At 56.4% G+C, this 5,030-nt stretch carries 6 protein-coding genes; 5 read left to right on the forward strand and 1 reads right to left on the reverse strand.

The genetic code is table 11. From position 1 onward, the window contains the following. The first annotated feature begins 187 nt into the window (after positions 1-187). A complete protein-coding gene (locus tag V6N04_RS18830) occupies positions 188-628 on the forward strand; it encodes a hypothetical protein (protein WP_371171716.1) in 441 nt (146 codons plus the stop codon). Between the two features lie 209 nt (positions 629-837). Here the strand turns inward: V6N04_RS18830 and V6N04_RS18835 are convergent, their stop codons facing one another. Next, positions 838-1,071, reverse strand: a complete 234-nt coding sequence (locus V6N04_RS18835; protein WP_371171717.1) for a DUF3892 domain-containing protein — start codon at positions 1,069-1,071, stop codon at positions 838-840. 370 nt (positions 1,072-1,441) lie between these two features. Between V6N04_RS18835 and V6N04_RS18840 the strand changes: the two genes are divergently transcribed. From V6N04_RS18840 to V6N04_RS18855, 4 genes are all read left to right on the forward strand, one after another. Continuing rightward, entirely contained in the window at positions 1,442-1,780 is a 339-nt protein-coding gene (locus tag V6N04_RS18840) for a DUF736 domain-containing protein (protein WP_371171718.1), read from the forward strand. A gap of 510 nt (positions 1,781-2,290) precedes the next feature. Then, positions 2,291-3,508 (forward strand): plasmid partitioning protein RepA, encoded by a 1,218-nt coding sequence (gene repA, locus V6N04_RS18845; RefSeq protein WP_371171719.1) that lies wholly within the window; start codon positions 2,291-2,293, stop codon positions 3,506-3,508. A gap of 73 nt (positions 3,509-3,581) precedes the next feature. Continuing rightward, complete coding sequence (repB, locus tag V6N04_RS18850) at positions 3,582-4,577, forward strand: plasmid partitioning protein RepB (RefSeq protein ID WP_371171720.1); 996 nt, start codon at positions 3,582-3,584, stop codon at positions 4,575-4,577. 165 nt (positions 4,578-4,742) lie between these two features. Next, positions 4,743-5,030, forward strand: a 288-nt coding sequence (locus tag V6N04_RS18855; RefSeq protein ID WP_371171721.1) for a helix-turn-helix domain-containing protein, incomplete at its 3' end; no start/stop codon positions are given.

The raw sequence follows: 5,030 nt of genomic DNA on the forward strand, positions 1-5,030 counted from the left end.
AAATGAGCCTACGACCCGGCTGCGGCTCATTTTCTACAGGGTATGATCATAAGACGATTCTTTCACGCTGAAGCAGAACCGACTGGAAGTCGGTGGGTTGGAACCAGGGCGTGGATACTCAATTGGACAGGAAAGGGTATTGCCAAGTTGTTGGCGTCAACTTGTGAAGCTTGGCAAAGGCAGTCTCATGCCACCATTTCCGCGGTGTAAAGGCACCCGTGTTGAAGACCTTTCCGAGGCTTTCACCGCTTTCCGCGAGGACGGAAAGAAAGCCCGCAATGCCCAGATCACAGAAGCGATCGCCCGCACCCTGCCCTATCGGGCTGGTGGCGCGGAATTCTTTGGCCTGCTTGCGGAGGAAGCTGGGGCCGATATCCGCAAGCACTGGACGCCCACGGCGGAGAATTTCTTCTCGCGGGTGTCAGCCGGTCATCTGGTGGATTTGCTGTGCGTGTTCCTCGATTGCGTTGCCCGTGACGAACGTGTCGCCAGTTTCGCCAAGCTCAAGAAGGCTGAAAAAGCCGAGAAGATGGAGAAACTCATGAGCGACCCAACCACCCGGAAGCTCATGGGGCTGACGCCCGATCAGAAAGCCAAACTCGACAAATGGGTGCCCGACTGCACCTGACGGCTCCTTCGTGGGGAGACCCAACTGGCCCCGCTTCGGTGGGGCTTCTTTTTGTTCAGCGGTTTCCCAGAAGCGAGGCCTCCAAAATTGTCCGGCGGCCGGGCAGAAGGCCGAGCCCCCTGCCCGGCTGCCGGACCGGCGCTATCCGCGCGGGAGCACCACTTGAGCGGTGCAGATTCGTTTCAACCGACCCAAGGCCAATCCGCGCCTCAAGTGTCGCCAGCCATATCATCCAGATTGTTGGAACGTTTGCCGTCTGGATTTGTCCTCAAGTGTGGCTTTGCATTTCGACGGTTCACAGAATGGGCATTCGAGATATCGCCACGATCCGCCATTTCCATCGCCTTTTCGACCGAAGTAAACCGCTTGTTGCCTTCAAACCTGACGTGCGTGATATCGCCTTCTGCATCTGCGCGAGCATCTACTACTTTCCTGGGTGCCATTGTCTGCTCCATCAATTTGTTCTGCTTACGTTCCTATCACGATTCTTGCGACAGACCAAGCAACAGTCATGATTGGAAGGTTGTTGGGAAAGACACGGCTGCACGCTTGGCTTTACTCAGTCGCTAGCTCGTATTGACGTTGCTGGTTTGAGATAGGCTCCTTCAACCGGCGTTGCATGAGATGCTGGTCGCAGGGTCTGCCCCGAACACAAAGGCGGGTACCTGAATTGTCCCCTGCCCCTCCGGGGCTTTCTTCGCGGAACAAAATTCCGCCCCCCTGCCCTTCTCCGATTCGCATCGCCTTCTGTGTGTTCAGGTCGTTGCCCCTGCCATCTGACCATCATTGCAACACCAGAAAAGGAGCAAGGCAATGACCACCAGCTGTATCAAATTCGAAAGCGCCGATATCGAGACCGCCAAGGGTGTCGGTTCGATCTCCACCCTGACCTTCGACATCGACATCACCGTCGAGCCCGTCGCAAGTGACAATCCGATGGCCCCCACGCACCGTGTTCTCGGCCGCTCGCCACGCGGCCGCCTGGTCGAATGCGGCGGTATCTGGAAGAAGCAGAACCGTGACACCGGCGCTGACTACTTCTCCCTTTCCATCCGGGATATCGGCTTCAATGCCAATCTTGGAAAAGCGGCGAACCCGGATGACGTCGCAGTGCAAGCTGTCATCCCCTGGGGGCCGAAGGACACTGCCTAGTCGCGAGTGCTGGCCGGTTTCCCCGCCCAGCATATCTACGCAAGAGAATCGGGTGTACCGATTCTCCCCAGAGCGATCACTCCAGCAATATGATCGCGCTGCCGTGTGCCTTCATCTCGATGCAGCAGTCGAGGGTTCACTTCAGCGAGCAGTCACTTACTGATTGGTCCACGCGTTCGGTTGGATTGACGCTGAAATAAGTCGCGCAGAAGCCTTTCCAGAAAGTTTGACAGCCGTGCAGGCGCGAAAAAGCGATGCAAGTCAGCGTGATATAGAGATTTGCACGTCCGGCGCGGTCTCGTCGGATCCCAAAAAATCTCTACCCGTTCGCAATATATTGTGGTCGAAGTTGCATTGCCCGCGTAGTGTTGTGGGACGCACAAGGCTGTATCGCTTTGCGTCACGCTATTTGCCCTGCCGAGAAAAACGTTGTGGATATCCCGATTTCGGTTTAAGTCACAGTTTAACGAAGTAAATCGCGCAAAAAGCGATATTAGGCGAGGCGGCGGCATGGTAGCAGAACCATTCCAGGGCGAAGACGGGGACACTCCGTTCGATGAGATCATCCTCCAGCAAGGAGAACTGATCTCTGACAGGCTCAATATATTGCGTCAGGAACAGTATCCACCTGACGCTCAGAAGGGTTTGCGCCTGTTCTCGCTCGCTGAGGTCGCTTATTATCTCGGTGTCACCCAATCGACGATCAAAAAGCTCCACCTCGAAGGAAAGGGCCCTGAGCCGGAAACGTCATCTTCGGGGCGTCGATCCTATTCCGCTATGCAGATGCTGGAGCTGCGCGCTTATCTTGATGAACATGGCCGTCCAGGCAAACGCCGCTACCTGCCCCATCGGACGGAAGGCGAAGAGCTTCACGTCATTTCGGTCGTGAACTTCAAAGGCGGCTCGGGCAAGACCACTACGGCATCGCACTTGGCTCAGCATCTTGCTTTGAAGGGCCACCGGGTTCTTGCGATCGATCTTGACCCACAAGCATCCCTGACCGCGCTCCACGGCATTCAGCCTGAATTAGACTCTGTTTCTTCACTTTACGAAACGCTTCGCTATGACGAAGAACGACAGCCAATCAGTACGGTCATTCGTCCAACGAATTTCCCGAACCTCGATATCGTTCCGGCGAGCCTCGATCTGCAGGAATACGAGTATGACACCCCCGTTGCGCTTACCAGCCGTGATCCGTCAGAGGGCCGAGCGTTTTTCACACGGATATCCAAGGCACTGGAGGAAGTGGAGGATCAATACGATATTGTTGTCATCGACTGCCCCCCGCAGCTTGGGTATTTGACTCTAACCGCACTAACAGCGTCTTCTTCGGTCCTGGTGACAGTCCATCCTCAGATGCTGGATGTCATGTCGATGAGCCAGTTTCTCTTGATGCTTGGCGGAATCCTCCGGACGATCCGGGAAGCTGGTGCCGAGATGAAGCTCAAATGGTTTCGGTATTTGGTCACGCGCTTCGAGCCAACCGATGGCCCCCAGAAGCAGATGGTGGGTTTCTTGCAGGCCATGTTCCCGAACCAGATGCTCGAATCGCAGATGGTTAAATCCACTGCGATCTCCGATGCCGGTATTACGAAGCAAACGCTCTACGAAGTCGAACGGGCTCAATTTGTCCGCTCCACTTACGATCGTGCTATCGCCTCGCTGAACGCTGTGAACGACGAGATTGCGGGTCTTGTCCACCAAGCATGGGGGCGCGACGTACCATGATTTTGACAGCCGTGCAGATCGCTTTTGACAGCCGTGCATATGTGAAATTTCAGATCGATTTTGGGAGGGTGAGATGGCCAGAAAAGACCTGCTGAAATCCGTGATGGGCGATGCAAGCCAAGACAAGCCAGGCGCGGAACGCTCAAGCTACGCGATGCGAGGCGCGTCGAAATCAATGAAGGTGTCCATCGACAGTCTGGCCGAGAACTCCAAGCGGCTTCTGGAGGGTGAGACCATTGTCGAGATCGATACCGGTCTCATAGACGCGTCATTCGTCAATGATCGGCTGAGCGGTGATGACGAAGCTTTCGAGGAGCTTAAGAGCTCGATCTCGAACAGTGGACAGGATACGCCGGTGCTTCTCCGTCCGCACCCTGAGATGACGGGCCGCTATATGGTGGTCTTCGGTCATCGCCGCGTGCGGGCTGCGCGCGCCCTGGGCCGTCCAGTGCGGGCTGTGGTCAAGGAGATGGACGATGTCGCGCACGTCCTCGCCCAGGGCCAAGAGAACACCGCACGTGCCGACCTTTCCTTCATAGAGAAGGCGCTCTTCGCCAAGAGCCTTCGCGATCTGGGGCAGGAGAAGGACGTAATTCAGCAGGCGCTGACGATCGATGGGACGCTCTTGTCGCGAATGCTCTCGGTCGCAAGCACTGTGCCGAGCCATTTGATCGAGGCGATTGGTCCTGCCAAGCAGATCGGGCGCGACCGTTGGGAAGACTTCAAGAAGCTGATGGTTGAAAAGGCCAATCTCAAGGTTGCCGACCGCATCCTCGGGATGGTTGATTTTGATCAACTCGATAGCGATACGAAGTTCGAGATTTTGCACAGCAAAGTGGCGGAGGCGGGCAGGGCGCCCAAGCGCCGCAGCGCCAAGGCTGCGCCTGCCAAGCGCACCTGGACGGCCGGAGAGGGCCGGATTAAGGGCGTGATCGGCCGAGCTGGCCGGGCCTACAGCATCTCGCTGACATCCAAGGATTCTGCAGCGTTCGGAGAGTTTCTCTCAGAGAACCTCGATGAGCTCTACGCGGAGTTTCTCAGAAAAACTGAGGAGACATCGTCATCATGACCTGAGGCAAAAGAAAAGCCCCCAAGCCGATCCGGCCCGAGAGCTTATCCGATTAGATTAGACACCTACTGGATACCGCTCCCGCGAATCACTGTCAACGAAAGAACGTCGTTTTGGCGAACGGGATCCTTTTGCCTCCACAAACCACGGAGGTGAAATATAGGCATGACACAGAGCGGTTGGCGCAAGCCGACACCGGGACTTGGTATTGCAGAGCAATATGCCCAAGCCGGTGAACGGGTAGGTATACCCAAAACACGGGCCTTCGTGGCCGTGAAACGCGTGGGCGCTCATATCGGCCTCAAGGCCGGCGATATGCTGCTTCTCGATACGCTAGGGGCCTTCACGCAGGCCCAGGACTGGGAAGAGGGACAGCGCCCGATCGTTTGGGCGTCCAATGCCTATCTAATGGAGCAGACGGGCTTCTCGCTGTCTGCGCTCAAACGCCATACA

It is taken from the genome of Aliiroseovarius conchicola (genome assembly GCF_041403445.1).
Taxonomy (GTDB): domain Bacteria; phylum Pseudomonadota; class Alphaproteobacteria; order Rhodobacterales; family Rhodobacteraceae; genus Aliiroseovarius; species Aliiroseovarius conchicola.

Excerpts from the sequence above, each read along its gene's own strand:
- V6N04_RS18840 (WP_371171718.1), top strand. The coding sequence starts at position 1,442 with ATGACCACCAGCTGTATCAAATTCGAAAGCGCCGATATCGAGACCGCC.
- V6N04_RS18835 (WP_371171717.1), bottom strand. The coding sequence starts at position 1,071 with ATGGCACCCAGGAAAGTAGTAGATGCTCGCGCAGATGCAGAAGGCGAT.
- V6N04_RS18830 (WP_371171716.1), top strand. The coding sequence starts at position 188 with ATGCCACCATTTCCGCGGTGTAAAGGCACCCGTGTTGAAGACCTTTCC.
- repA (WP_371171719.1), top strand. The coding sequence starts at position 2,291 with ATGGTAGCAGAACCATTCCAGGGCGAAGACGGGGACACTCCGTTCGAT.
- repB (WP_371171720.1), top strand. The coding sequence starts at position 3,582 with ATGGCCAGAAAAGACCTGCTGAAATCCGTGATGGGCGATGCAAGCCAA.